The sequence below is a fragment of the Chryseobacterium sp. HR92 genome, from assembly GCF_045689405.1.
Lineage (GTDB): Bacteria > Bacteroidota > Bacteroidia > Flavobacteriales > Weeksellaceae > Chryseobacterium > Chryseobacterium viscerum_A.
The window spans coordinates 4,389,414-4,415,313 of the sequence record NZ_CP139139.1; the positions used below are offsets into that span (position 1 = coordinate 4,389,414).

Genomic DNA, 25,900 nt, shown 5'->3' on the forward strand with positions numbered 1-25,900 from the left:
CGCCACCAAATGTTAAATGTTTTTTAAGATTTGTTTAACCAATTCTTCTACCGAGATGCTTGGATTTTGTTTTATGATTCTATCCGCAATCTTCTCGCTTGCACGTTTAGGAATCCCTAAAACTTCTAATGCAGATAACGATTCTTCCTTAATTTTATTATCTACCATCACAGAAATGTTCGCGTTTGGATCGCTGTATTTCTGTACTTTATCTTTAAGATCTACGATAATTCTTTCAGCAGTTTTTGCACCTATTCCTTTTGCTTTTTGAATCAGTGCACTATTTCCGGAAAGTATTGCAGAAGCAATCTCATCAAGGCTGAGTGTTGACAGCAGAATCAATGCTGAGACAGCCCCCACTCCATTAACGCTTATTAACAGATTGAACATTTCTTTTTCTAAACGTGTGTTAAATCCAAAGAGAAGATGAGCATCTTCACGGATGATCTGCTGGATAAATAAGAAAGTCTGCTGATTCAAAACCAGTGTCTGCGAGGTCATCAAGCTGATTCCCACGTAGTAACCAACTCCTTGTACATTAATAACAGCGTAGGTAGGCGTAAGTTCTTGGACGTTGCCTTGTAAAGAAAATATCATTATTAATTTTTAAAACTCCCAAATATAGCAATTTAAACTAATTAATGTTTTCATTTCATGCGCGAATGATTTTTAACTTAAATTTCAAATAAGAATTCAATGAATTAACATAAAAGCAAAAGACTCCAAAATATGGAGTCTTTTATTATCTCAACACGGTTTAAAGTGTCGTTTTTTTAATGAGAAATCTGATTTAGCTTGATTTCTTTTCTCTTCTTTGAGCATCAAGAACAGCAATTGTAGCAAGGTTAACGATCTCATCTACGCTTGAACGCATCTGAAGAACGTGTACCGGCTGCTTTAGTCCCATTAAGATAGGTCCGATAACCTGAGCTACTTTCATTCCTCTTATAATTTTATAAGAAAGATTAGCACTTTCCAGGTTCGGGAAGATGAATGTATTCGCTGGTGTTGTTCCTAATTTTGAGAATGGATAATCGCTAAGATGATCCGCATTCATTGCAAAATCCGGCTGAATTTCACCATCTACAATCATTTTAGGGTATTTCTCATGAAGGATACTCACTGCTTTTGCCACTTTTTTGGAAGTTTCAGAAATAGCAGCAAAGTTTTCAAATCCAAGCATGGCAATTCTTGGTTCTATTGCAAAAGATTTTACTGTAAATTCTGCCATTTTAGCAATATTCACAAGATCTTCTGAGGTAGGATTCTGGTTGATGGAAGTATCTGCGAAGAAAATAGGTTTCTTTTCAGAAAGAATCATCATCATTGCCGCTACCTTGTCTACTCCTTTATCTTTTTCAATAACTTCTAAAACAGGACGTAAAACTGAAGTATAGTTTTTAGAGAATCCTACGATAAGCCCGTCGGTATCACCATGTTTCAGCATTAAAGGTCCGAAGTAATCTCTCTGACGTACATATCTCTTCGCTTTGTACTCATTCATTCCTTTTCTCTGACGAAGCTTCCAAAGAGTTTCTCTGTATTTTTTTCTGTTTTCTTTCTGATCATCATCACTTGGATCAATGATTGGAACATCCAGGGTAATTCCGTAACGCTCCATCTGCTCCTTGATGTATTTTTTATCTCCTAAAAGACTTGGATAAGCAATTCCTTCTTCATAAAGAATTTGGGCTGCTTTCAATACATTATATTCTTCAGCATTTCCAAGGGTAATTCTTTTCGGATTGGATTTAGCACGGCTCTGCATCATTCTTACCAATCTCTCATCTCTTCCCATTCTGTCTAAAAGCTGGTGCTCATACTCCTCAAAATCCGTAATGGTTTTTCTGGCAACACCACTTTCAATAGCTGCTTTCGCTACAGCACTTGATACTTTTGTGATCAGCCTGTTATCAAACGGTTTCGGAATGAAGTAATCTCTTCCGAACTGTAGGTTCTGAACGTTGTATGCTAAAATTACAGCTTCCGGCACCGGTTCTTTTGCTAAATCAGCAATCGCGTGTACGGCAGCCAGTTTCATTTCTTCATTAATTCCTGTAGACTGTACATCCAATGCTCCACGGAAGATATAAGGGAATCCTAGTACGTTGTTTACCTGGTTAGGATAATCACTTCTTCCTGTTGCCATAATTACATCTTTACGAGTTTCAATGGCAAGATCATAAGCAATTTCCGGATCAGGGTTAGCCAGAGCGAATACGATAGGATTTTCGTTCATGCTCAACAGCATTTCCGGAGTCATTACATTTCCTTTAGACAATCCAACAAAAACATCAGATCCTTTTACAGCATCTTCTAACGTTTCAATATCTGTTTGAGCGATGAAATCTAATTTTTCTGGAGTAAGGTTTTCTCTTTTATGATTGATAACCCCCTTACTGTCACACATCAGGACGTTTTCTTTTTTCAATCCTAATGAGATATAAAGCTTAGTACATGCAATAGCTGCTGCACCTGCTCCATTGACTACCATTTTCACTTTGTCAATATCTTTATTGGCAATCTGCAGAGAGTTGATCAATGCTGCTGCTGAGATAATTGCAGTTCCGTGCTGGTCGTCATGCATCAAAGGGATATTCAATTCCTCTTTCAGTCTTTGTTCTATATAGAAAGCTTCAGGAGCTTTAATATCTTCAAGGTTGATCCCTCCGAAAGTAGGAGCAATTCCTTTTACGATTTCAATAAATTTATCAGGATCTTTCTCGTCGATCTCAATATCAAATACGTTGATATCTGCAAAGATCTTGAACAAAAGTCCTTTCCCTTCCATGACCGGTTTTGAAGCTTCAGCACCGATATCTCCCAGTCCAAGCACGGCAGTACCGTTAGAAATTACTGCTACCAGGTTTCCTTTTCCTGTATAATCATAAACAGTTTCAGGTTTATCATGGATTTCCATACAAGGAACCGCTACTCCCGGAGAATAAGCCAGCGACAAGTCTCTTTGAGAAGAGTGCGGCTTTGACGGGATCACTTCAATTTTTCCTTTGGGTTCTGCTTTATGATAATCTAGCGCGGCCTGGCTAAAGTTCTTTTCGTCACGATTGTTGTTACTTGACATAAAATTTTGTTTTTTGTTAAAGTATATATTTAATGTGGTAATCTACTAAGCTTTCAATTGGTTTCTGCACAACATGTCCCACATTTAAATTAAGTTCTGTAGCTACAGAACGTAGTATATTTTCATAATAATAAGCAATAGAGCCAATGAAATTGATCTCGGCATCTTTTGCTTCCTCATAAGGAAGAACCTGATATTCAAAGAAACTTTTCATTTCTTCAAATACCATATCTCTGAAATAAGGATGATCTTTTCTTTCGATCACAAATTTGGTAAAGTTTGCCAAATATGCATTCGGTCTTGGAGTATGATACATATTTTTCAATGCATCTTCTACGGTAAGCTGATAGTTGGCTTCAAATTCGGTATGAAGGTCTGAAGGTAGTTTTTTCATGAAATATCTGCGTACCAATTGCTTTCCGATAGCACTGCCGCTTCCTTCATCCCCAATCAGGAACCCCAGTGAAGGTAATTCTATCTTCAGATTTTCACCATCAAAAAAACAAGAATTTGATCCTGTGCCAAGAATGCACACGATAGCAGGTTTTCCACTGTATGCTGCATATGCTGCCGCCATCAGATCTTCCTTTACAATAATTTCTGCTTTTCCAAAAACTTTTGTGAGTTCCTCTTCTATAGTTTCGCAGTTTTTTTTCACACCACATCCGGAACCATAAAAAAAGACCTTGGTAATTGAATTTTTAACCGACACCAGATTGCTATTTTTCTGTATCTCAGGAGCGATAAGTTCTCTGTTGATAAAATTCGGATTGAAACCGATTGTTTCTGTTTTCAGAAAAACTTTCTTAAAGTCATCAAGTATTACCCAATCCGATTTAGTAGAACCACTATCTACAATAGCAACCATATTTTAGATTTTAATTTAAGGGTGCTAAATTATGAATTTATCTTCAATTAGCGTTTATAAACAACCTGGAAGCTGTCTAAAATCATTAATGTTTAATCTGTGTCTTTTTTTCGTTGAACTGTAATAGCCAATCTTCTATTTCATCTTCTAAATAGGAAGTCTGTAATACCATTGCATTGATGAAATCATCAGGCACTGGTTCTCCTTTGGAGTTTTCAAGATTCCACAATTCATCTGACATATTTTCATATTCTGAATACACTCTTTTGAAGCGGGAATTTTCTTTCTCAAGAGCCTCAATATTTTTCTGTTGAAGCTGGAATTTTCTGTATTTGTTTTGACTTTTCATACAAATATTATTAATAATTGGGTCATAAAATGTAGGGGTATATGCTCTTAATCGCGCACTACAAGATAGAAAAAACCATCAACACAAGAAGTTGAAAATGAATTTATTATCAGGTCATTATTACATCATTCTGAATATTAAAATTAGAAATAATTTTAATTAAAAAAAATATTTTAACAACTTTTTTCAGTGTTTAACATATAGTTATAAATTTGCATACTCATATTGTGAAGCTTTGACATTATTGGCATTCTAAAAACGGTTATTAACAGTCGGAATACAGTAAAGTCTTTATATTCTGAGATATAAATCATTTCAGACTTTATACAATATGTATTATATATTTAGTTTTTATATTCATTACATGAAAGAAATACTCTTACGCCAGAAACAGGTTCTGTTCTTCATTATTGCAGGAGGACTGAGTGCCATTGTAGAAATAGGCAGCTTTAAGATTTTCAGTACCTATCTTCCACATTTCTTTGCAAAGGAAATCAACTTCCATGGTATACATTATCCTTTAAGCAACATTTTTTCTACGAGCTGTGGGATTATTACCAATTATTTCCTGAGTATCTGGTTTGTGTTTGAAAGAGGAAAACACTCAAAGAAAAAAGAGTTTGTTTATTTTATGGTGGTCTCCTTTTTTTCAACGTTACTCAGCCTAGGTTTTTTCCAGATCTTCTACAGCTTCATATTTAAGGATAATATCAATTTATTTTTTTATACCTTGAGCCCGGAAATGATCAGCAAAATTGCAGCAATATTGCTGGTTTCCATTCTGAATTATTCAGTAAAAAAGAAAGTAATTTTTAACGGTTAAGCTGTGACAAAAATTTTAAATTATCTCTGGAGATTCTGGCTGCTGCTGTTGGCATTTTTTCTGACAGTTATTATTGGGATCCCTGTCTATATTTTATCCTTTAACAAAAAACATTATAAGTACGGTTATAAACTTGTCAGGCTATGGTGTTTCGGAATGTTTTACGGAATGGGTTTCAGATATGACCTCATTAAACTTTCGGAACAGGAAAAAGACAAAAGTATTCCTTATGTTTTTATCTCTAATCATACCTCCATCATGGATATTATGCTTACCTGCATTGTATTTCCAGACCATCCGATATGTTTTGTAGGGAAGAAAGAACTGGTAAAGATTCCTATTTTCGGAACTATATATAAAAGGATATGTGTAATGGTAGACAGAGCAAGTGCAAGAAGCCGTGCAGATGTATACCGGAGATGTGCTGAAAAGATGGAAGAAGGCAACAGTATTGCTATTTTTCCTGAAGGCGGCGTACCGGACGACACTTCTATAATCCTGGATGACTTTAAGGACGGAGCATTTATGCTGTCCTCAAAACATAACTCTCCTATTGCTGTTTATACCTTTATCGGACTCAAGGAAATGTTCCCTTTTGAAAACTCAAAAGGCTATCCTGGAAGAGTAAAGGTGTATTTCAATGGAATCATTGAGCCTACCGATTCGCCAAAAGACTTAAAGGCAGAGGCTTATGAAGAAATAAAAAAAACCTTAATCAGGTATTCCGTTGAAAGGAAATAGTTATATTTGTTTGTGAAATCTATAATAAATATGTCAAATTATTCTAAACAAACCAATTGGGCCCAATTCATTCCATTGGTTACTGTATTCTTCTTTTGGGGATTTGTAGCAGCCAGTAATGATATTCTGATCCCCGTTTTTCAAAAAGCCTTCAATCTATCTCAAACTGAAAGTATGCTGGTACAGATATGCTTTTATGTAGCGTATACTGTAGGTTCTTTAATTTATATGATTGTATCAAAGAGCCTGAAACAGGATTTGATCAATAAAATCGGGTACAAAAACGGCCTTATTGTGGGGCTTCTTATTTCTGCAATGGGAACCCTGTTGTTTTACCCGGCGGCCAATATGCATTCTTTCCCTTTAATGATCTCCGGATTATTTATTGTAGGTTTAGGCTTCTCTCTTCAGCAGATTGTTGCCAATCCGCTTGCTATTGAGGTAGGTCCAACAGAAACAGGATCTCAGAGGTTAACAATGGCTGGAGGAATCAATAACTTAGGAACTACAATAGGACCGCTTATTGTTGCATTTGCCATTTTTGGTTCTGCAAGCGCAGGTAACACGGAAGCAAGTATAGAAAGTGTAAAAATACCTTATCTGATATTAGGAGCTGCTTTTGCTCTTGTAGCTTTAATGCTTAAATTTTCTTCTCTTCCTGCTGTAACTCCAACGAATACTGAAAATACGGATGATTCAACTCCGGGAGAGCATAGAAAATCAGCATTCCAGTATCCTCAATTGGTGATGGGAATGATCGCGATCTTCGTGTATGTAGGTGTAGAAGTTTCCACCGCCAGTAATCTTCCGGCTTATATGGAAAAAAACTTAGGATTTGAAACCAAAGATGTAGCCCCTTACATCTCTTTATACTGGGCCTCATTGATGATCGGCCGTTGGACAGGTGCTGTAGAAGCATTTGATGTGAATGCCGGATTTAAAAAGATCTTAAGGTTCTTAGCTCCTTATCTTGCATTTGGTGTATTTTTATTTGTAAACGCTATTGCGAAGCATGACCTCTCTCCGTTCTATGTATATGGATTCATTATTATTGCTATGATTATCTGTGATATATTAAGTAAAGGAAATCCGGCGAGAATGCTTTTGATTTTCTCTTTGGCAGGTATTACAGCTTTACTAATTGGAATGTTCACTACAGGAATGGTATCTGTGTATGCATTTACAAGTGTAGGTCTTTTCTGCTCTACTCTATGGCCATGTATTTTTGCTCTTGCCATTAACGGACTTGGAAAGCACACCAATCAGGGTTCCGGATATCTTATTATGATGATTATGGGTGGAGGTATCGTAAGCTTTATACAGGGGTATATTGCTGATATTACGAATATTCATTTCAGTTATATCGTAGGGGTTATTTGTTTTGCTTATCTTGCATTCTATGCGATCCGTGTGAGTGGGATTTTAAAAGCCCAGGGCATTGATCTTGACAAAGTATCTAAAGGTAATGGTCATTAATATAACGAAAACAATATATAAAAAGAAAAGGTTTTGGGCAGGTGTATTACTTGCCCAATTTCTTTTGTTTTATGTTTGCTCAAAATCCGGAGTGATGATCTCGTTTTTTGAAAGCTTTTTTGAACTTCAAAAAGAGGCACATCAGGCATTGTTTAGCTGGATCCCAATTTCTATGGGAGACCTTATTTATATCGTGTTAGGTGCTTTCCTTTTGTATTATTGTATCAGTCTATTCAGGAAACAACGAAGACATAATTCTATGCTCAGAATTATGATCATCCTCAATGTTTTTTACTTTATCTATCAGATCTTTTGGGGAATGTTGTATTTCCAGACTCCTATCATCAGGAAGCTTTCAAGCCAGAAAGAACCGAATGTGGAAAAAGCCAAGAAACTGGCCTTTTCTTATCTTGAAAAATGCAAGATAACAAGACAGTCTGTCCAGGAAGACAGCAAAGGAGTATTCATCATTACGAACCTTAATTCTATACAACAGGAAATTCTGCATCAACAGGCAAAATTACCTTCTTATATTTCGGATAAACATGCACCTCAGATATTGGACATTAAACCTAGTTTGTTCAAGAATGTAATGAGCTTTACCGGGATTTTGGGATACTACAATCCTTTTACAGCAGAAGCTCAGTATAACTCTGAATTACCTCACACTTTCATACCCTTCACCACAGCCCATGAAAGTTCCCATCAGCTGGGTTTTGCCAGAGAACAGGAGGCTAATTTTGTGGGATATTTAATAGGCATTCATTCCAGTAATCTTGAGTTGAGATACAGTACTGAGTTTTTCACTTTAAAAAGCCTTTTAAGGTTCATTGTGGAAGAAGACCCGGAATTCGTCAAGAATATTCTTCATCAATATTCTCCTGCTATGAAAAGAGACCGTATGCATGAAAAGAATTTTGTACTCAGCCATCAGGGCTGGCTGGATGATTTTTTTGGATACACCAACAATCTCTTTCTGAAAAGCAACCAACAGGAAGGTTCTGTCACCTATTCTTACTTTATAGATCTTCTCTTAAACTATGAAAAATAAAAAAGAATCGTATCAGGCGATACGATTCTAAAAACACAAATGATGAAAAAAAATTTATTACCTTGACTTGTTCCCTCATTCAAGGCGATGTAAAAGTACGACATATTTTATAAATACAAAAACATTTGCTTCCTTTTTTAAAACTTTATGAAAACTTTATGATTTTTTAAGTTTTTTTGAGTTCACACCACAACCTTACTGATCATAATCAAAAGTACTATTTAATACAAAAAACGCCATTTAACTGCATATAACCTGTTAAATATTTACAAAATCAAACATTTGTTTAAATAAAAAACATTCAGTTTTCTTCTTGTTTTCAGTGTTTTAAAAAATGGAGTTATCCACTGTATTGTATATATATTTCTAATATTTACACTCCAAAAATTTCAAGATTTTTGATCAAAAAAATAATCGTCTTTACTATTCTAATTTGTTCCTTTTTTCAAAACAGGGATTTCCAGATTACTATCATTATACCATTTTATTTCAATCGGTTTCAAGACATTCTTTGTCGTTTCATCTTTGCCCCAGATAAAAACACAATATACCTTGTTACAAATCAAGACTCCATTGATTCCTGCTGGTGAAATTTAATATAAACTATCATAAACCCTTTAAAATACCTGCCTTCGGAAACCAGACCTTATCTCTCTTAAAAGCAATTCATTTGAAAATCCCGCATTCAAAACCCAAACTATTATATTATCAAATAATACCATCAATCAATCCACTCTAAAACCATAAGATTCGATTAGAATATCATATTTCAGGATTGAATTTAGAACCCAATTTGTGAAATAAAATATTGAAAGTCAAATCAAATCTACCAACAGCCGTTTATATCTCACTAATAAAAGAAAAAATTTTTTGTATATTTAAAACATCTGTGTATTTTAGATAAAAATATTAACATGATTTTTGACAGACTAATTAACCATCTAAAACTCGATAAACAGGAATTCATTTTCCAGTTCAACTCACATCCCAATTATCCATCTGCACTAGCTTTCAGTGACACACTTAACTTTATGGGGGTGAAAAATGACGCTTATGAACTTGACAAAGAATATTGGGACGAACTTCCGGAAGAATTTATTGCCATTGTTGAAAATTCATTTTCTCTCGTAAAAAAATCAGGAAGCAATTATTCAGTATACTCAGAAAAAGCAAAAACCTTCGGTAAAGAAGAACTTTATACCAAATCAACTGATTTTGTACTGTTGTTTGAAAAGACGGAAAATGCAGACAATAAACTGACCTTCAATTTCAAGCCGGTTCTTTATTTAATTTTTGCAGCAGTTCTCGCCTATTCATTTATAAGCCAAACCATTTATGAGGCCTTATTCAATCTTCTTTCTTTGGCTGGAGTATATATTTCACTTGAAATCTTCAATCAGAAATTCGGGAATACATCTACCGTTATCGGAAGTATATGTGGAAGCGGAGGTGCTGCTGCCAGCCAGACAGCCAACTCATGTGATAAAATTATAAAGCAGGATAAGACCAGTATTTTAGGTTTAAAATTTGCAGACTTTTCCCTGATCTATTTTGCAGGACTTGCCGTTCTGGGATTATTTTTACCGGCTACAGCTTATATTGTAAAAGGATTTACCTTTGTTTCTGTACTTGCAATAGGATATTCTCTGTACATTCAGGCATTTGTAGAAAAAACGTTTTGCAGAGTATGTCTTTTGATTATTTCAATTCTTGCAGCACAAATAGTAGTAAGCAGTTTATTTTTTGAGAACCTGTCTTTCAGTATCGGAACACTTTTATTGATTGTCATTTTATGGGCTCTTGTATTCTCTGCTGTTATTTATTTCAATACACTTCTTGAACAGAAAGAAGATCTTCAAAAATCTAATGCGAAAAACCTTAGATTCAAGAGAAATTATGAACTGTTCAAAAACCAGATGGAACAGAATCCAAAAATTGAATTCCAGGATACTGAAACTTTTGTTGTTGGAAAAAGAGATGCTAAACTTCGTATTGCTATCGTATCCAATCCATATTGTGGTTTCTGTAAAGACGCTCATAAACTGGCAGAAGGCCTTTTGGAAAAATATCCTGACAATATCTCTTTGCAGATGAGATTCAATTACAGTCCCGAAAGAGCTCCAGAAAATTATACACAGCTTATTTCAGACTTAACTTATATCTATCACAACAAACCTGAAAAAGAGTTCTTACACGCTGTAGAAGAATGGTTTGAAACTAAGGATGAAAGCAAAATCAATGTTCTTTCCGGAGGAAATGTAACATCGGAAAACCTGAATCCACTGGTAGAGATGTCTATTGAAAACAGTAACGCAGGATTAAACTTCACCCCGATCTTTATCATTAACGGATACCAATTCCCTGACAAGTATGATCGTGAAGATATTTCGTTCTTTATTGATGAATTAATAGAAGATGATGAGATTTAGTAAATAAATATCATTCATTTGAAAATTTCACTATCTTAGGAAAAACAAAAAAAATAACATCTGATAAGGTGTAAAAGAGCAGAAAAACAGTGACAAATGGGACTTATTCCGGTTTACCATTTCATTGAAATATAATTGAATTAAAGTAAATGTCGTCATCCGCTGACGGCATTTTATAATGAGTAGTAGTTTTGAAAAAAAAGTTTCCTTTTTATAAGCAACCAGATACCAAAGACTGCGGTCCTACATGTCTCAGGATCGTAAGTAAGTATTATGGTAAAAGTATATCTCTGCAGCAGATTCGTAACCTTTCCGAAACAACACGTGAAGGAAGCAGCCTTCTTGGGCTAAGCGATGCAGCAGAAAACCTCGGATTCCGATCAATGGGAGTCCAGATCGATTTCAATACCCTCACAGAAGAGGTTCCCTTTCCTTGTGTAGCACACTGGAATAAAAACCATTTTGTTGTAGTATATAAAATTGACAAAAACAATAAAGTATATATTTCGGATCCCAGCTATGGGCTCATTACGTATACGAGAGAAGAATTTATCAAATCCTGGATCGGAGAAAATGCAAACGAAAATACCGAAGAAGGAATTGTTCTGATTCTTGAAACAACCCCGGCATTCTTCCAGACTGAATTTGATGCTGAAGAAAGTAAAGCAAGCTTTACTTTTCTTTCCAAATACCTCCTTAAATATAAAACACTTGTAATCCAACTAGCCATAGGGCTTCTGGGAGGAAGTTTATTATCCCTGATATTCCCGTTTCTTACTCAGAGTATTGTAGACGTCGGAATCCAGAACCAAGATATTAATTTTATCTATGTGGTTTTACTTGCGCAGATTATGCTATTTCTTGGAAGAATGGGAATTGAAACCATACGAAGCTGGATTCTTCTTCATCTCTCGGCAAGAATTAATATTTCCATCATCTCCGATTTCTTTATCAAGCTCATGAGGCTTCCGATAAGTTTCTTTGATACAAGAATGACCGGAGATATCATGCAGAGAATAAATGACCACCACAGAATCGAGCAGCTGCTTACAAGTTCATCGTTAAATACCTTGTTCTCACTGGTAAACCTTATCATTTTCAGTATTGTTCTGCTGTTTTATGATTACAGATTATTCATTGTTTACCTTGTTGGAGCTGTATTGTATATCGGCTGGATCAGTTTCTTCCTGAAGAAAAGAAAGGAACTTGATTACAAAAGGTTTTCTCAAGTCTCTCAGGAACAAAGTAAAGTGATCGAGCTCATCAACGGTATGCAGGAGATTAAAATGCATAATGCTGAAAAACAGAAACGATGGGACTGGGAATTTCTTCAGGTAAAACTGTTTAAAATCAGAATAAAATCACTTTCATTAGAACAATGGCAGTCTGTGGGAGGAAATTTTATCAACCAGATGAAAGATATACTGGTAAGTTTCCTTTCTGCAAAACTGGTTTTAAGTGGAAATCTTACTTTAGGGATGATGCTTTCTGTGCAATACATTATTGGGCAGCTGAACAGCCCTCTTCTTCAGCTTATCGACTTTATCAAGCAGACTCAGGATGCTAAGATTTCCCTTGAAAGATTAGGAGAAATTCATGATAAAGATGATGAGGAGGATAAAAATGAGCAGTATGCTACAGATATCCCAAAGAAAGACATCGAGATCAAAGATATGTCATTCCGTTATATTGGTTCTGATGTTCCGGTTTTTGAAAATTTAAGTCTTACGATTCCTTATCAGCAGACTACAGCTATTGTGGGAGCCAGCGGAAGTGGAAAAACTACGCTGTTGAAACTGTTAATGAAGTTTTATGACCCAGATCAGGGTGAAATCAGAATCGGAAGTACCAATATGAAGAATATTTCTCCAAGATACTGGAGGGATCATTGCGGAGTGGTAATGCAGGAAGGCTATGTATTCAACGATACTATTGCCAATAACATTGCTGTAGGTGAAGATCATATTGACAAACAAAAACTGAGACGTGCTGTAGAAATAGCCAACATCAAAGAATTTATTGAAAGTCTTCCGCTAAGTTATAATACGAAAATCGGAAATGAGGGTGTTGGAGTCAGCGGTGGTCAGAAACAGAGGCTCTTCATTGCAAGAGCAGTTTATAAATCTCCTGAGTATATTTTATTTGATGAAGCAACATCAGCATTGGATGCCAATAATGAGAAAGTCATCATGGAAAACCTTGAGCAATTTTTCAAAGGTAAGACAGCAGTGGTTATTGCCCACAGACTTTCCACGGTAAGACATGCAGATAAAATCATTGTACTGGATCAGGGGAAAGTTGTAGAAGAAGGCAGTCATGCAGATCTTGTAGATTTAAGAGGGGAATATTACAGACTTGTAAGAAACCAGCTTGAATTAGGAAGCTAGCAAATATATAGCGAAATCCGAAAAGCTTACAGAGTAGGAAAAACAAAAACTAATTTTCATCATGAAAAATCTAAAAAAACTTTCGAGAAAAGATCTGGCATTTGTCAGCGGAGGTGTAGTTATTCCGGACAACAATTGTTGTGGTTCTTGGTGTCTTGGCAGCTGGATGCCATGCCGTATCCATCATATTGCATGTCCACCGGATGCTGATACTTCACCACCATCGTGGTACGACGGGAATTGCCCATTTGGTTAAATTATATTCCCCCTGAAATATTGGGGGAAATTTTATCTTAGAAAAATGAAAGAAGACGTTTTAGACAATATTGAACTTCGCTCAGAAAGCGTACAGGATATTCTTACCCAGCCTCCTCATTGGATGATACGCTGGGGAAATACCGTTATATTTATTATTCTCCTGTTGATTCTCTTAATGAGTTACATTATAAAATATCCGGAATTTGTACCGGCACCTATTATTGTAACTTCACAGAATCCTCCAGAGAAGATCGAAGCAAGGACAAGTTCCAAAATTGAAAAAATATTCATAAAAGACCATCAGGAAGTTAAAAAGAATGATGTTCTGATGGTAATGCAGTCTGCAGCCAATTATAAGGATATTTTAGAGCTTAAAAAGCTGATAGACTCCATTACTCCTGGTAATTTATATAACTTCCCTCTTGCCCAGGCTTCAAGGTTCAAATTGGGAGAATTACAGGGCGAATACAACAGTTTTGCAAAAGCATTTCAGGATGAAGCCCTTTTTACAAGATTACAACCTTATGCTCCGGAAGACCTGGCAGCCAATCAGAGTATTTCTGAATACCGCATAAGAATTGCGACCTTAAAACAACAGAAAAGCCTGGAATCAATAAAATATGATCTGACTAAGAAAAACTTCAACAGGTCTCAGGAACTTTTCAATCAAGGAGTTATTTCGGCTATGGAACTGGAAAATGAAAAGATCAAATATCTTCAGGCCCAGCAAAATCTTGAAAATCTTAAAATCTCCATATCACAAATGGATGAAGGCATCTCCAATCTTAATAAAACGAAAAGCGGAACTGCCATTAACACAGAAAAAGATAGAATTACATACTCTTCACAAACTTTACAGCTTCTTGAGCAATTGAGAAAATCATTAAAACAATGGGAACTGAATTATCTAGTTATATCATCTACAGATGGTGTTGCCAGTTTCCAGCAGTTTTTTGGTGAAAACCAGTTTGTAAAAGTTGGTGAACCTATCCTTTCTATTCTTCCTAAAAATAAAGAACAGCTGGTAGGCAGAATGTCTGTTCCTACCACCAACTCAGGAAAGATCATTCCGGGTGAAAAAGTACTGATTAAACTAGACAACTACCGATTCCAGGAATATGGTATCATTGAAGGAAAAGTACAGAATATATCTCTTATTCCTGATGAAAAAGGAAATTATTATGTAGATGTGATTTTACCAAAAGGATTAAAAACAAGCTACAACAAAACGCTTACATTTGATAAGGAACTTAGAGGCAGTGCAGAGATCGTAACACAAGATCTTAGATTGATTGAAAGATTCTTCTATCAAATCAGAAAGCTGCTCGGATATCAGGTCTGATAAAGAATTTAGATAAAAAATAAAAGCCGTTTTACAGATTGTAGAACGGCTTTTGTTATAATGGTATTTTAGATTGAATCACACTTGATGTATCCAATCAGCACAATTCATTGATTCCAGCCCTTAATCCTACCAAAAGAGACCCAATGATAATATATACATAGATCGATCAAAAAAAGCCTGTAAGAAAGCGAATACAAAGAAAACAATCACTTTCTATCTTAAAAGTATTCGATAAAAAGCAGGTTAAGCTCAAAAGTTAAGGAAGTTCCCTTAATTCTCTATTGAATGACGATAATTTTTAGAAATGAAAAAATCGGGAAGAAATGAAAAAGGTAAATTTGCAGTTATTCTAAAAGTAAAAACCGCAATCATTGATTTAATGATTGCGGTTTTTTGTAGCGAAGACGGGAATTGAACCCGTGACCTCAGGGTTATGAATCCTGCGCTCTAACCAACTGAGCTACCTCGCCGTTTTGGTGGTGCAAATATAGAAAATATTTCTTTACCTCCAAAATTATTTTAACTTAAAATATTCCAAAACATCTCCAACATGATCTGGTTTGTTGATAATCTTATTGTTAGCATCTAAAATAAAATACGTCGGAGTTGCATGAATATTGTACAAATCTGTATAACTGCTGTTCCAACCTCTCAATTCTGAGTCATTCACCCATGGAAATGCAGCAATCTTTTTAGTATAAGAATTTTTATCAACATCTAAAGAAAACCCTACCACCTGAATATTTTTTGATTTCAGATCATTATATTTTTCCAAAAGTTTCGGAAGTTCACTTTCACAGTGTGAGCATGTGGATGACCAAAATACAACAATCTTTTTATCAGCCTTTACATCGTATAATGACTTCGCAGTAGTATTTACAGGTGACTGGAACTTATAATTAGGGAAAGCAGCCCCTATTTCAGTGTTGGCATTTGATTTCAATGTAGAAGCAAGTCTGTCATTGATGGTACACTTAAGATTCTTAGCAAGTGACAAATATTTGCTCTTGTACTCCTCCATTTCATATATATCAAAAATATCGATAAGTTCTGATAAAACAGTCTGTCCTCTTGGAGTTTCCACTTTTAACCTGTCTAACAGTTTATCAACAGAAGCAGTAACATTAGTATTTCCTCCTGTGTTCAGATAAGATACTAATACTGGTTTCAACAATGATGAAGTCTCAAGCATATCATTGGATTTGTCCAGAAAGTTGATTATTTCCTCCTGATCAATTTTTTTTGCTGGGTCCTGTGAGGTGGAAAGAAATTTACTATGGTTCGTATTATAATAGGCAATAAACGGATGCTGAGCAGCATCAATAGAACTAGAAGCACCGGAAAGTCTGTCAATCTCAGCTTTAAGAGCTTTTCCAAAGTCTGTGTTGTCCTTATAATATTCTTTGATCTGTGCTAAAGCCGGCAAAATAAGCTCTTTCTTTTGGGAACCTTCCTGCTGTTTACTCATCAGGCTATTCGCTTCATCCAAATAGATAACATCTTTAACTTTATTATTCTGGGTATCCAGTTTAAAGTTGACATTTTTATTTTCAGAAATAAAGCTTAAGGTGTTATTAGAGCCCGGGAAATAGACTTTCATCATTCCCATATAGCTGCTTGGGTATTTAAAAGTCCATGTATTATTCTTGCTTTGTTCTTTAGTAACAATAATATCTTTTGAACCGTTTAATGTATATAGAATAGCATCCTGATCTTTAAAGTCTGCGGAAGTTTGAATAGTAACTGTAAACTGAGCCTGCAGAGCAAATGCGGCCAAAACCGCAGATAGCGTATAAATCTTTTTCATAGAGTAAAAATAAAAAAACTCTCTGACTAATCAGAGAGTTTAATATTATTTTAATAAAATTTTATGCTTTTATGCTCTTGTACTTTCTTGTAAAGTAAACAATAAATCCAATTGCTACAATACCAAGTACATATACGTACATATCAATGGGTGCAGGTGCTCCGGTACCGTTTCCTCCATTTCCGCTTCCTGTTGGAGCTGGTTGTGGTGGTGCAGCATTTGCTAAAGTTATAGCAAAAAGAAAAAGAGCTAATACTAGTTTATTAATAGTTTTCATGTGGCTTATTTTAAGATTTTAGTGTTAACAGTTTCTCCCTTATCAGAAACGATTTTTACAACGTATGAATTTTTAACTGAGCCATCAAGCTCGATTACAAAATCTCTGGACGCATCAACCGCTTTTTTAGAGATTACTAGTTTACCGCTCATATCATAAACTTGAATATCTGCTTTTTTCCATTTTGGATCAAATCTTACAATGTAATTTGTAATAGATGGATCATACACTACAAGTGTTCTTGATGCAGCAGCTTTATTACTATTATCTACAGCCAAAGTAATATTACTTGGTTCTCCATAATACAAATTAGCTTCCTCATTTGTTACCGCTACAACATCTCCTTGCTTAGCTTCTATTAAATTTCCGTTTTCGGCTTTATAATAGAACCCAATTCCTGAAGATAACTGATGTGCACCAGCTGGGATTAGCGCTGCATTTTCTCTGATCTCGAATTTATAAGATTTCACCTGATCCAGGTAATAGTTAACTAACTTAACATTTTTACCCTTGAAGTTACTCTCATTAGCTTCGTTAATATATAACCAATAGTTAGTATTATTATTATCATACCCACCATTCAGTGATTCTTCAAAAGTACCGATGATGTTTTTACCCGCTGAAGACTGCACTGAAGTTGCTGCAGAAATCTGGTGTCCTGTTGTTAATGATGGAGAAACAACATAGTATGTTCTGGAAAGTTCTTTCCCGTTAGCATCAAGACCGATTACACCAAGCTGTTTTACAGTATTGGTTGTATTCTTACCATTAGCCATTTTAGCTGCTGTTACATCATAATTGGTACCTGCTGTTCTTGCAGTAGATTTGAATCTTCTCAGGGTATTAAAATTTAAAGTCTGAGCTGTATTGTCTCTTAACTTTATTTTAAATGACTGCATCGGTTTGATTACAAGTAAATCTACGTCACCAATAGCAGGAGCTACTCCGTCACCTGTAGGTAAGAAAGTAACTACCTTAGCAGCTGTAGCATAAGTAGAACCACTTGGAAGAGTAACAATTGTACCTGGGTCATATTCAATACCCCAGATGTTTCTTACAGCATTTCCATCAGATCCTGTAACACTTTCAGTATATCCAATATTAGCTAAATCTAAATTGGTAAGGAAAGGGTTTCCGAATTGGTAGAAATTTTGTCCGAATGTTCCAGACCATGGGTTTGTAGTAAACTCAAAACTATCATCAAGATAAGTATTGTACTTCTCGTTGTATTGGTTTAGAGCATTACCATTAGTTCCGAATACAACATTGGAAGCACCTACGTTAGATTTTCCTGCATTCTGTAATGATACAGTTCCAGCATACGGTGCATATGGTTTTCCGTTAATATTGAATACGTTTCCTGATGCAGGAGCACTTGGATTCCAGTCATTATTTTTAACCTTTAGCATATAATAACCTGAAGGATCCCAAGTAGTCGAGGTAGGAGCTAGATTCAAAGTAGTAATAGAAACAGCATTAGCATTATCCCATTTAAGAATTGGATTATCATACCTTCCGGTATTGAAAGTTTTGCCAACTTCAGTAGATAATGAATTGAAAGCTTTACCAGAGAAAGGCAAAGCAACTTGCTGGAAATAATTCCCGCTACCGTTACTAGTAGTTCTGTATTCTTTGGTGACAACACCAGAAATGTTGGATTGGGATAATCCGTCAATGTACAGCTGACCATACGTGGAAGTAGCAAAAGAAGCAGGAGTGTTAAGTCTTAAGATGATATTTCCACCGTCAGTTTTATCAGCACCGCCAGCATCAATTGTCTTAAAACTATCTGTAGCAGATCCTACAACCATGATATTTCCATGTACGTCCAAAAGACCATTACCTCTTGTCTGTACACCTCCACCGCTATAAACTAGGGTGCCTTCGCTCACATACATATTAGCATTAGTGTCAACATGACATAGTATCTGCGCCTGAACAGAGTAACTAATTGCTAAAAGACCTATAGCAAATAAACTTTTTCTCATTGTATAAATTATTTGTGTGTTAATACAATCTTCACCCGCAAAGGTATTATTATTTTTCTTAAAAAAAAAATATTTTATCTATTAATCAAAACATTATCTTCCGTCAAGATGATCTCTTTGTCCTCTCCTATTGAAAACATATAGTCTTCTAGAACTTTTTCGGTAGTACCTCTCAACCCTCTTGCTCCTAATCCTTTTTCAATAGTTTCCTCTACGATTTTTTCAATTGCACCATCTGTTATTACCAAATCCGTACCATCCATCTTGAAAAGTTCCACAAATTGATTCACAATTGAATTTTTTGGCTCTTTCATAATTCTTACCAAGGTTTCTTTTGTGAGTTTATCGAGGTAAGTGATGATTGGAAATCTTCCTAAAAGTTCCGGAATTAATCCGAAAGTACGAAGATCAATTGCATTAATATTTGTTAATATATATTCGTCTTCACCTGTTTTATTGATTTTCTCAGAACTGAAGCCTATCGCCTGCTTGTTCATTCTTCTTTCAATAATCTCTTTAATTCCGTCAAAAGCACCACCAGCAATAAACAAGATATTCTGAGTATTGACCTGGATATATTTCTGATCCGGATGTTTTCTACCTCCCTGCGGCGGAACATTGACGATACTTCCTTCCAGCAGTTTCAATAATCCCTGCTGTACTCCTTCTCCGGAAACATCTCTTGTAATACTTGGGTTATCGGACTTTCTTGCAATCTTATCAATCTCATCAATGAACACAATTCCTTTTTCAGCTTTTTCCACATCATAATCTGCTACCATCAAAAGTCTGGACAGAATACTTTCAACATCCTCTCCTACATATCCTGCTTCCGTTAAAATAGTGGCATCTACGATACAGAAAGGAACGTTCAGTTCTCTCGCGATCGTTTTTGCAAGAAGAGTTTTACCTGTTCCCGTCTCCCCTATCATGATGATGTTCGACTTTTCAAGTTCCACTTCTCTGTTTTCGTCCTGAGCGTGGAGTAATCTTTTATAATGATTATATACAGCAATAGAAAGCTGTTTTTTTGCCTGATCCTGACCTATCACATACTGATCAAGAAATTCTTTGATCTCTTTTGGCTTTTTAAGTTCAGCCATACTGTCGGCAGGTGAATATCCTGTTTTGGATGCACCATCTTTTACAATAGCATGGGCCTGCTCTATACAATTTTCACAAATAAAACCATTCTGGCCAGAAATCAGCATCTGTACTTCATTTCTTTTTCTGCCACAGAAAGAACATTGGTTTGAGTTCATATGATATAATATATATGTATATGTTAAAGAAAATCGTAAAAAATTACTTTTTTACGATTTTCTGGTTGTTAAGAATTAATAATTGAGTTTTGAATCTCCGTATATTCTTCGTTCGTTAATTTTAATCTTTCATTTCTAAAATTCATGTCTTCCATCTTGTTTAAAGGAATCAGATGGATGTGTGCATGAGGAACTTCAAGTCCTACCACCGCTACTCCAACTCTTACACATGGAATTGCAGTTTTGATCTTCTTGGCCACCTCTTGGGCAAATCCCCAAAGGTTTTTGTATTCTTCACTTTCAAGATCAAAAATCAAATCCACTTCTTTTTTCGGAACTACCAGAGTATGTCCTTTCACCAAAGGCATTGCGTCTAAGAATGCAATAAAGTTTTCATTTTCTGCAATCTTATAAGAGGGAATCTCGCCATTGATGATCTTTGTGAATATAGTGCTCATTGTATCAGAAGTTAGGGTTAGATATTAGAAGTTTAGAAATAAAAACTGTATCAGACTATAAAGAAATGTCTAATACTTCAAAAGACAGTTTGTTTCCGTTCGGTAAAGTAATTTCGGCAGTTTCGCCAATAGCTTTCCCCAACAGACCTTTTGCGATAGGAGTGTTTACAGAAATTCTTCCTGTTTTCAGGTCACTTTCGTTATCCGGTACCAATGTAAATACCTGCTCTTGCTTGGTAGCATTATTTTTAAGTTTCACTGTTGTTAAGATGGAAACTTTTGAAGTATCTAATTGGCTTTCGTCTATAATTTTAGAAGTAGAGATAACGTCTTTCAGCTTGGAAATTCTCATTTCAAGCATCCCCTGAGCCTCTTTAGCTGCATCGTATTCTGCATTTTCAGACAAATCTCCTTTATCTCTTGCTTCTGCGATCTGCTGAGTGATTTTTGGTCTCTCTACAGTTTCCAACTGTTCCAGCTCAGCTTTCATTTTCTCTAGGCCCTCCTTAGTTACATAGCTTGCCATAATTTTCAAAATTTAGTTTTAGTATAAAAAAATAATCCGACATTTGCCGGACAATGTTTTCGTGTTGTAATCGTTTAATTTTTACAAATATATAAAAATTTAAATTGAAATGAAAAAAACTTTTTCAATCTTATCTATTTTCAGTATATTGGTTTTCAGTAACTTAACTATAAACTCTTGTGGAAGCAGAGAAGATACGGTGAACTGTTTCCCCAATACTCCTATTAATGTATCCCTCAATCTAAACCTGCCTGCCTACTACGCTTTGAACAATATTAACGGCTGGATTTATGTGAATGAACAGCAGTCCGGAACAAGAGGACTGATTATTGTCCGAACAGCAAGTGGATTTAAGGTGTATGACAGGAATGCTCCTCACATATGCCCTGATAATAATACAACCCTAGAGGTAAAGGACAATATTGCTATTATTTGCCCACAGGACAACACAAGATGGATTTTAAGTACGGGACAGCCGGAGGCAGGAGCTAAAACGTCTCTACCGCCTAAAACCTATCCTTACAATTATGACGCTCCAAGCAAAACTTTAACTGTTTACTATTAGAATATAAAATGAAGATCGTTATACAAAGAGTCTCTGAAGCCAGTGTAAAAGTAGACGGAAAAATTGTTGGTGAAATCGGAAAAGGACTAATGCTGCTGGTAGGTGTGGATGAAAATGATGAAAAAACAGATGCGGACTGGCTTGTACAGAAAGTGTTAAACCTAAGGATCTTTGGAGATGAGGAGGGTAAGCTTAATCTTTCTGTGAAGGATATTTCAGGAGAAATCCTTTGCATCAGCCAATTTACTTTGATTGCAGATTACAAAAAAGGCAACCGCCCGTCTTTCATAAAAGCCGCAAAACCTGATAAAGCTATACCTCTTTTTGATTATTTTAAAGAAGAAATTGCTAAATCTGGATTAAAGATAGAAAGTGGAATCTTCGGAGCAGACATGAAGGTTTCCCTGATCAACGACGGACCTGTCACAATCGTAATGGATTCGGTTACCAAAAGCTAAAGTATAGAAGATGAATAACAAAAATATAGTCATTGCTTATCTGGCAGTGACTTTAGTTTTTCTGTTTGGAATAGTATTAAGTCTGAACAACTATAGTTTCGCTGGATATTATATTGATAAAATAATTAACTGGCTTTGGCTATTGATGACCATTTTTATTATTATCAGATTTTGGAAGAAAAAAGTGATTAAAATATACTTTGGTCTTTTGATATCAGGAATCATTCTTAGTATTTTACCCATGATGATTCCTTTTTTTGGAATTGTTCATTATTTCTCCACCATTGGATGTGAGCAGAGAATTCAGCTTGATGATACTTACAGATTAGAAAGAGGCCGTCCGGGAGTACTGTACAATCCACTCATCACGATTTACAAGAAAGAGGGGATTTTTGAAAAACAAATTTTAAGAACTCCCTATTCAGAAATCATTGATAAGGTATCTGAGCCTTCTTCCGAAACATTATATGAAAAAACGCGGCCTATTCAGGATGCTAAACTTATGAGTGTCAATAATGATAGCATTGGTATTGAATATCAGATTATGAACAAAAAGAAACTGATTTACCATAAGAACAAATTAAATTGGTTTGATGATCTTTAAAAATTAAAACTATATACCTCAACAAAACCATTCAGTGATCCTGGATGGTTTTTTATAATCATACAAATTCATTTTTCCCAACCTCACAGGTATTAAAATCTTTGAAATTTATTATAAACCTCACTAAAAGTCTTTATACATAAGGGATAAATAAAAAAAACGAAAATAAATTCACAAAAATGTGATTTGTTTTTATTTTATTATTAATTTTGATATAAATCAAAACTGATTTACAACCATTTAACAAAATTGTATGAAAACAAAAATCAACTTTTTCGCATTGTTTGCGTTCTGCTCTTCCCTGTCTTTTGGTCAGGACATCCAGACCAAAATGGCTAATGATCAAAATTCAGTTATCTATGTATGCTTTTCAAAAGGCATTAATTCAGAAAAAACGGCATTCAGCAGAAATGCTGATCTGGAAAGATTTTCAAGAGAAAATAAAATTTCATTTAAGTATGATCTTGATTTTACAGACAACAAACTTGATGAAATGGCCAGAAGCAGCAAAGCAATTGGAAACTCCTCAGAATCTGTCGAAAAACTGAAGAGAATTTATAAAGCTGATTTGCCTCTTCAAAATGAAGAAACCACTCAGAAAATCATTCACAGTCTTGAAAGATTTCCTGAAATTGAATATGTATCTGTGATGAGTGCTGCTCCTATTGAACCTCCCTTGGTAAATGCTTTTGTAGCAACACCTGATCTGGAAAGCATTCAGACTTATCTGAATGACAATCCGGGAATCAATGCAAAATATGCCTGGTCAAGAGGAATCACCGGACAGAATATCCGTGTAAGGGATGTGGAATATGGTTTCTACAAAACTCACGAAATGCTTTCTAATCAAAATTCTATACAGCTGGAACCCGGATATTCCCCGAATGCAGGATTAGCCAATAATAACTACCGCGACCACGGAACTGCTGTGGTGAGTATTTTAGGTTCAATAAAAGATAATATCGGGCTTACAGGAGCGGCCTACAGTACTTCAGAAATAAAAGGATATATGGAATGGACTACTGTAGGATATAACAGAGCTTCTGCTGTGAGCAGATCTATAAACGCTTCTCAGGCAGGTGATATTATTCTGTATGAAATGCAGACCGGAGGAAAAGACGGCCAGTACTGTCCTGCAGAATATGATCAGGTGATCTGGGATCTTACCAAAGCTGCTACTGATTCAGGAATTATCATCATTGCAGCAGCGGGTAACGGGAATCAGAATCTGGATGATCCGTTTTATGCAACTTATCTTGGCAGAGGAAATAGCGGTGCCATTATTGTAGGAGCAGGATCTCCTAATACTACTCATTCAAAGTTAAGTTTCAGTACTTATGGAAACAGAGTGGATGTTCAGGGCTGGGGAAGCAGCGTTCTTGCTGCAGGTTATGGTTCTTATGCCAAATATGACAATGATAATAACAGGACTTATAATTATTTCAGCGGTACAAGTTCTGCAACACCTGTAGTATCTTCTGCTGCTATTTTAATTCAGTCTTTCTATCGTCAGACTACTGGTCAGAATTTAACACCATCTGCGATGAAAAATCTATTGATTTCTACTGGAATTCCACAGGGAGGAACTGTAACCGGTCAGAAAATCGGACCTCTTCCTAATGTAAAAAATGCGATACTGCAACTGGAAAGTAAGTTTGCTATCCCTGTAAAAACATTATCTCCGCTGGAGGTTAAAATTTATCCTAATCCATCCAGCAGTACTATTGCTATTCAAAGTGCAGAAAACAAAAAACTGGATTTTGAGATCATCAATCTTCAGGGGCGTACCGTGATCAAAAGTTCTGTTTTACCTGATGAAAAAATTGACATTTCCCAACTGCCGACAGGCCAGTATATCATCAATATCAATGAAGGCCAAAGAAGAGTGGTTGAGAAATTGACAAAACTATAAAAAGATTTTTATACATTTTACTTCACATCAAACCCTCTTTCAGCCTACTGAAAGAGGGTTTTTATTATCAATTTTTATCCGGTTATTTCGCAGGAACGCTGCTGAAATTCAGGGCAACTTTAATGTTCATGTCTGAAGAGGTTTGATTCTTCAATTCATAGACTGTTCTCACCGTTAATCCTGAACTTTTTACAATTTCATCCAGAAAACCTGTATCATTCAGATCCAGATTTAAGCTGGAAGAGTTGGTAGAAATATTGGAGCGTGATGCTACCAGTCTTTCTCCCGTCCCGTTGGATGAAACATATATTTTAACGGTTTTGAATGCACTCAGATTTCCGCCCGAAGGGGAAGCAACAGAAATTTTTGCATCTGAGATTCTTACATCTTTAATTTTTGCATTGTTATTTCCTCCGAACCATGTCTGTACATTGGTAGCGGTTGCAGTGGAAGAAACTTCTTTATCTGCAGGAACGCCTGTAGACACCAAAACATTCGTTGTGTATGGAAATGTATTCTGAACCAGCGACTGTACGGTTCCGCAACTTACGAGTACAGCTGAAGCGGCCATTGCTGTTAGAACTATATTTTTCATAATTGTAAATTTTAAACTTAGAATTTAGTTTGCAGAAATTGTACCAAATTGATTTGGGCTTATTCCACAGTTACCGTAAAACTTCCTTTGGTATTTCCGGAAGCCATATTACTTTTCCCGATAATCAGCCATACTTCACCTTTTCCCGGAGTGTCATAAGTAATTTCTCTTCCGAAAGGCCCATCGTAGTCGCCGTTAGGAAGTTTGATCTGATTGAAACGGATATTGAAATCTTTCTCTTTGGTTGAAATTTTTGCTTTGATATTCGGGCGGTCGTAATGTGTCAGTTTTAAGATCAGTTCCTGATCATCTTTTTTAAATTCTTCTCCCAAAGTAAAAGGAAGCTGAGTAGCATCGGCTGTTCTTATGATCTGTCCTTCTTTTTCATTTCTCATTACGCCTTTACGCAAAACTTCTTTGGTAGCCGGAGCATTGTTAACAATTGAATCTCTTTTTCTCAATGCTACAGAATCTGCTTTTACAACAGAATCCGGCATTTCTGTTACAATGGTAGAATCCTTGTCCTGAACTGCTGTCACGGCAGGTTCTTTTTTACATGAAATAATAATCAATGGAATCAACAATAAGCTTTTTTTCATAATAATTAAGTTTAAGAATGTACCAACCATTCTGGTGAGC

At 35.7% G+C, this 25,900-nt stretch carries 24 protein-coding genes and 1 tRNA gene; 12 read left to right on the forward strand and 13 right to left on the reverse strand.

What is annotated here, in order from left to right; translation table 11 throughout:
• Window positions 1-12: 12 nt before the first annotated feature.
• From ruvA to SFA27_RS19870, 4 genes are all read right to left on the reverse strand, one after another.
• The gene (ruvA, locus tag SFA27_RS19855) at window positions 13-597 is read right to left on the reverse strand and encodes a Holliday junction branch migration protein RuvA (RefSeq protein WP_047373848.1); all 585 of its coding nucleotides are present in this window, start codon (window positions 595-597) and stop codon (window positions 13-15) included.
• Between the two features lie 193 nt (window positions 598-790).
• Window positions 791-3,082 carry an NADP-dependent malic enzyme gene (locus SFA27_RS19860; protein ID WP_407294423.1) on the reverse strand — a complete coding sequence of 764 codons (2,292 nt, stop codon included), beginning with the start codon at window positions 3,080-3,082 and terminating at the stop codon, window positions 791-793.
• 16 nt (window positions 3,083-3,098) lie between these two features.
• Window positions 3,099-3,950, reverse strand: a complete 852-nt coding sequence (locus tag SFA27_RS19865; protein WP_255813817.1) for an ATPase — start codon at window positions 3,948-3,950, stop codon at window positions 3,099-3,101.
• Window positions 3,951-4,035: 85 nt separating this feature from the next.
• Window positions 4,036-4,299 carry a hypothetical protein gene (locus SFA27_RS19870; RefSeq protein WP_047373857.1) on the reverse strand — a complete coding sequence of 88 codons (264 nt, stop codon included), beginning with the start codon at window positions 4,297-4,299 and terminating at the stop codon, window positions 4,036-4,038.
• Window positions 4,300-4,663: 364 nt separating this feature from the next.
• Here SFA27_RS19870 and SFA27_RS19875 point away from each other — a divergent pair, with 364 nt between their 5' ends.
• From SFA27_RS19875 to SFA27_RS19910, 8 genes are all read left to right on the forward strand, one after another.
• On the forward strand, window positions 4,664-5,122 hold the full coding sequence (locus SFA27_RS19875) for a GtrA family protein (protein ID WP_047373859.1): 459 nt from the start codon (window positions 4,664-4,666) through the stop codon (window positions 5,120-5,122).
• Window positions 5,123-5,125: 3 nt separating this feature from the next.
• Window positions 5,126-5,863: a 1-acyl-sn-glycerol-3-phosphate acyltransferase gene (locus SFA27_RS19880; protein ID WP_264519532.1), complete on the forward strand. Its 738-nt coding sequence runs from the start codon at window positions 5,126-5,128 to the stop codon at window positions 5,861-5,863.
• A gap of 30 nt (window positions 5,864-5,893) precedes the next feature.
• On the forward strand, window positions 5,894-7,339 hold the full coding sequence (locus SFA27_RS19885; protein WP_047373861.1) for an MFS transporter: 1,446 nt from the start codon (window positions 5,894-5,896) through the stop codon (window positions 7,337-7,339).
• A gap of 94 nt (window positions 7,340-7,433) precedes the next feature.
• Window positions 7,434-8,390 carry a DUF3810 domain-containing protein gene (locus SFA27_RS19890; RefSeq protein ID WP_407294427.1) on the forward strand — a complete coding sequence of 319 codons (957 nt, stop codon included), beginning with the start codon at window positions 7,434-7,436 and terminating at the stop codon, window positions 8,388-8,390.
• A gap of 914 nt (window positions 8,391-9,304) precedes the next feature.
• The gene (locus SFA27_RS19895) at window positions 9,305-10,819 is read left to right on the forward strand and encodes a thioredoxin domain-containing protein (RefSeq protein ID WP_407294429.1); all 1,515 of its coding nucleotides are present in this window, start codon (window positions 9,305-9,307) and stop codon (window positions 10,817-10,819) included.
• A 191-nt stretch (window positions 10,820-11,010) separates the two neighbouring features.
• Entirely contained in the window at window positions 11,011-13,206 is a 2,196-nt protein-coding gene (locus tag SFA27_RS19900) for a peptidase domain-containing ABC transporter (protein WP_047373866.1), read from the forward strand.
• A gap of 61 nt (window positions 13,207-13,267) precedes the next feature.
• Window positions 13,268-13,462 (forward strand): hypothetical protein, encoded by a 195-nt coding sequence (locus tag SFA27_RS19905; protein ID WP_156118338.1) that lies wholly within the window; start codon window positions 13,268-13,270, stop codon window positions 13,460-13,462.
• Window positions 13,463-13,507: 45 nt separating this feature from the next.
• Window positions 13,508-14,806: an HlyD family secretion protein gene (locus tag SFA27_RS19910; protein ID WP_047373870.1), complete on the forward strand. Its 1,299-nt coding sequence runs from the start codon at window positions 13,508-13,510 to the stop codon at window positions 14,804-14,806.
• A 399-nt stretch (window positions 14,807-15,205) separates the two neighbouring features.
• Here SFA27_RS19910 and SFA27_RS19915 read toward each other — a convergent pair.
• The 7 genes from SFA27_RS19915 to greA form a co-directional block, all read right to left on the reverse strand.
• Window positions 15,206-15,279: transfer RNA gene (locus SFA27_RS19915), tRNA-Met, on the reverse strand.
• A 44-nt stretch (window positions 15,280-15,323) separates the two neighbouring features.
• Complete coding sequence (locus SFA27_RS19920; RefSeq protein WP_407294433.1) at window positions 15,324-16,616, reverse strand: TlpA family protein disulfide reductase; 1,293 nt, start codon at window positions 16,614-16,616, stop codon at window positions 15,324-15,326.
• A gap of 61 nt (window positions 16,617-16,677) precedes the next feature.
• Entirely contained in the window at window positions 16,678-16,893 is a 216-nt protein-coding gene (locus SFA27_RS19925) for a signal peptidase (protein ID WP_407294435.1), read from the reverse strand.
• A 5-nt stretch (window positions 16,894-16,898) separates the two neighbouring features.
• A complete protein-coding gene (locus SFA27_RS19930; protein WP_047373875.1) occupies window positions 16,899-18,881 on the reverse strand; it encodes a T9SS type A sorting domain-containing protein in 1,983 nt (660 codons plus the stop codon).
• A 74-nt stretch (window positions 18,882-18,955) separates the two neighbouring features.
• Entirely contained in the window at window positions 18,956-20,143 is a 1,188-nt protein-coding gene (gene clpX / locus SFA27_RS19935; RefSeq protein WP_309436509.1) for an ATP-dependent Clp protease ATP-binding subunit ClpX, read from the reverse strand.
• 68 nt (window positions 20,144-20,211) lie between these two features.
• Window positions 20,212-20,601: an HIT family protein gene (locus SFA27_RS19940; protein WP_002981730.1), complete on the reverse strand. Its 390-nt coding sequence runs from the start codon at window positions 20,599-20,601 to the stop codon at window positions 20,212-20,214.
• Window positions 20,602-20,656: 55 nt separating this feature from the next.
• Window positions 20,657-21,127, reverse strand: a complete 471-nt coding sequence (gene greA / locus SFA27_RS19945) for a transcription elongation factor GreA (RefSeq protein ID WP_047373880.1) — start codon at window positions 21,125-21,127, stop codon at window positions 20,657-20,659.
• 109 nt (window positions 21,128-21,236) lie between these two features.
• Here greA and SFA27_RS19950 point away from each other — a divergent pair, with 109 nt between their 5' ends.
• From SFA27_RS19950 to SFA27_RS19965, 4 genes are all read left to right on the forward strand, one after another.
• Window positions 21,237-21,692, forward strand: a complete 456-nt coding sequence (locus tag SFA27_RS19950; protein WP_047373882.1) for a hypothetical protein — start codon at window positions 21,237-21,239, stop codon at window positions 21,690-21,692.
• 8 nt (window positions 21,693-21,700) lie between these two features.
• Window positions 21,701-22,150: a D-aminoacyl-tRNA deacylase gene (gene dtd, locus SFA27_RS19955; protein WP_047373884.1), complete on the forward strand. Its 450-nt coding sequence runs from the start codon at window positions 21,701-21,703 to the stop codon at window positions 22,148-22,150.
• A gap of 10 nt (window positions 22,151-22,160) precedes the next feature.
• A complete protein-coding gene (locus SFA27_RS19960) occupies window positions 22,161-22,754 on the forward strand; it encodes a hypothetical protein (protein ID WP_047373886.1) in 594 nt (197 codons plus the stop codon).
• A gap of 253 nt (window positions 22,755-23,007) precedes the next feature.
• On the forward strand, window positions 23,008-24,666 hold the full coding sequence (locus SFA27_RS19965; protein WP_407294439.1) for a S8/S53 family peptidase: 1,659 nt from the start codon (window positions 23,008-23,010) through the stop codon (window positions 24,664-24,666).
• Window positions 24,667-24,748: 82 nt separating this feature from the next.
• On the opposite strand, the gene SFA27_RS19970 is transcribed toward SFA27_RS19965, so the two are convergent.
• Window positions 24,749-25,261, reverse strand: coding sequence for a hypothetical protein (locus SFA27_RS19970; protein ID WP_062672154.1), 513 nt, complete (start codon window positions 25,259-25,261; stop codon window positions 24,749-24,751).
• Between the two features lie 59 nt (window positions 25,262-25,320).
• Window positions 25,321-25,860, reverse strand: coding sequence for a hypothetical protein (locus tag SFA27_RS19975; RefSeq protein WP_047374027.1), 540 nt, complete (start codon window positions 25,858-25,860; stop codon window positions 25,321-25,323).
• Between the last annotated feature and the right edge of the window lie 40 nt (window positions 25,861-25,900).

What these genes read in the sequence shown, in the direction of transcription:
- SFA27_RS19875 (WP_047373859.1), top strand. Translation starts at nt 4,664, where the DNA reads ATGAAAGAAATACTCTTACGCCAGAAACAGGTTCTGTTCTTCATTATT.
- SFA27_RS19975 (WP_047374027.1), bottom strand. Translation starts at nt 25,860, where the DNA reads ATGAAAAAAAGCTTATTGTTGATTCCATTGATTATTATTTCATGTAAA.
- SFA27_RS19970 (WP_062672154.1), bottom strand. Translation starts at nt 25,261, where the DNA reads ATGAAAAATATAGTTCTAACAGCAATGGCCGCTTCAGCTGTACTCGTA.
- ruvA (WP_047373848.1), bottom strand. Translation starts at nt 597, where the DNA reads ATGATATTTTCTTTACAAGGCAACGTCCAAGAACTTACGCCTACCTAC.
- SFA27_RS19865 (WP_255813817.1), bottom strand. Translation starts at nt 3,950, where the DNA reads ATGGTTGCTATTGTAGATAGTGGTTCTACTAAATCGGATTGGGTAATA.
- dtd (WP_047373884.1), top strand. Translation starts at nt 21,701, where the DNA reads ATGAAGATCGTTATACAAAGAGTCTCTGAAGCCAGTGTAAAAGTAGAC.
- clpX (WP_309436509.1), bottom strand. Translation starts at nt 20,143, where the DNA reads ATGAACTCAAACCAATGTTCTTTCTGTGGCAGAAAAAGAAATGAAGTA.
- SFA27_RS19920 (WP_407294433.1), bottom strand. Translation starts at nt 16,616, where the DNA reads ATGAAAAAGATTTATACGCTATCTGCGGTTTTGGCCGCATTTGCTCTG.
- SFA27_RS19930 (WP_047373875.1), bottom strand. Translation starts at nt 18,881, where the DNA reads ATGAGAAAAAGTTTATTTGCTATAGGTCTTTTAGCAATTAGTTACTCT.
- SFA27_RS19885 (WP_047373861.1), top strand. Translation starts at nt 5,894, where the DNA reads ATGTCAAATTATTCTAAACAAACCAATTGGGCCCAATTCATTCCATTG.
- SFA27_RS19940 (WP_002981730.1), bottom strand. Translation starts at nt 20,601, where the DNA reads ATGAGCACTATATTCACAAAGATCATCAATGGCGAGATTCCCTCTTAT.
- SFA27_RS19925 (WP_407294435.1), bottom strand. Translation starts at nt 16,893, where the DNA reads ATGAAAACTATTAATAAACTAGTATTAGCTCTTTTTCTTTTTGCTATA.
- SFA27_RS19965 (WP_407294439.1), top strand. Translation starts at nt 23,008, where the DNA reads ATGAAAACAAAAATCAACTTTTTCGCATTGTTTGCGTTCTGCTCTTCC.
- SFA27_RS19950 (WP_047373882.1), top strand. Translation starts at nt 21,237, where the DNA reads ATGAAAAAAACTTTTTCAATCTTATCTATTTTCAGTATATTGGTTTTC.
- SFA27_RS19910 (WP_047373870.1), top strand. Translation starts at nt 13,508, where the DNA reads ATGAAAGAAGACGTTTTAGACAATATTGAACTTCGCTCAGAAAGCGTA.
- SFA27_RS19860 (WP_407294423.1), bottom strand. Translation starts at nt 3,082, where the DNA reads ATGTCAAGTAACAACAATCGTGACGAAAAGAACTTTAGCCAGGCCGCG.
- SFA27_RS19890 (WP_407294427.1), top strand. Translation starts at nt 7,434, where the DNA reads ATGATCTCGTTTTTTGAAAGCTTTTTTGAACTTCAAAAAGAGGCACAT.
- SFA27_RS19895 (WP_407294429.1), top strand. Translation starts at nt 9,305, where the DNA reads ATGATTTTTGACAGACTAATTAACCATCTAAAACTCGATAAACAGGAA.
- greA (WP_047373880.1), bottom strand. Translation starts at nt 21,127, where the DNA reads ATGGCAAGCTATGTAACTAAGGAGGGCCTAGAGAAAATGAAAGCTGAG.
- SFA27_RS19960 (WP_047373886.1), top strand. Translation starts at nt 22,161, where the DNA reads ATGAATAACAAAAATATAGTCATTGCTTATCTGGCAGTGACTTTAGTT.
- SFA27_RS19905 (WP_156118338.1), top strand. Translation starts at nt 13,268, where the DNA reads ATGAAAAATCTAAAAAAACTTTCGAGAAAAGATCTGGCATTTGTCAGC.
- SFA27_RS19870 (WP_047373857.1), bottom strand. Translation starts at nt 4,299, where the DNA reads ATGAAAAGTCAAAACAAATACAGAAAATTCCAGCTTCAACAGAAAAAT.